At 71.8% G+C, this 659-nt stretch carries 1 protein-coding gene; it reads left to right on the forward strand.

The window, feature by feature from the left end; translation table 11 throughout:
* On the forward strand, positions 1-657 hold a 657-nt coding region (locus KUM49_RS37865; RefSeq protein WP_217241509.1), incomplete at its 5' end, for an electron transfer flavoprotein subunit alpha/FixB family protein.
* Between the last annotated feature and the right edge of the window lie 2 nt (positions 658-659).

Here is a 659-nt window from a genome sequence, read left to right on the forward strand (position 1 = left end):
CTGGCGCTGCGCATCGGCTCCGGCATCATCACCGACGCCGTCGACCTCGAGGCCGGCGAGGCGGGCCCGGTGGCCACCCAGTCGGTGTTCGCCGCCTCCTTCACCACCAAGTCCCGTGCCGCCAAGGGCACCCCGGTCATCACCGTCAAGCCGAACTCGGCCGCGGTCGAGGCCGCTCCGGCCAACGCCGCCGTCGAGGCCCTGAGCGTCACGTTCTCCGCCCAGGCGACCGGCACCAAGGTCACCGCCCGCACGCCGCGTGAGTCGAGCGGCCGTCCGGAGCTGACCGAGGCCGCGATCGTGGTCTCCGGCGGCCGTGGCGTCAACGGCGCCGAGAACTTCGCGGTCATCGAGGCGCTGGCCGACTCCCTCGGCGCTGCCGTGGGTGCCTCGCGCGCCGCCGTCGACGCCGGCTGGTACCCGCACACCAACCAGGTCGGCCAGACCGGCAAGTCGGTCTCCCCGCAGCTGTACATCGCCTCCGGCATCTCCGGGGCCATCCAGCACCGCGCCGGCATGCAGACCTCGAAGACGATCGTCGCGATCAACAAGGACGCCGAGGCCCCGATCTTCGACCTCGTCGACTACGGCGTCGTCGGCGACCTCTTCGACGTCGTCCCCCAGCTCACCGAGGAGATCACGACCCGCAAGGGCTGATC

The organism is Streptomyces sp. AC555_RSS877 (assembly GCF_019049245.1).
GTDB lineage: Bacteria > Actinomycetota > Actinomycetes > Streptomycetales > Streptomycetaceae > Streptomyces.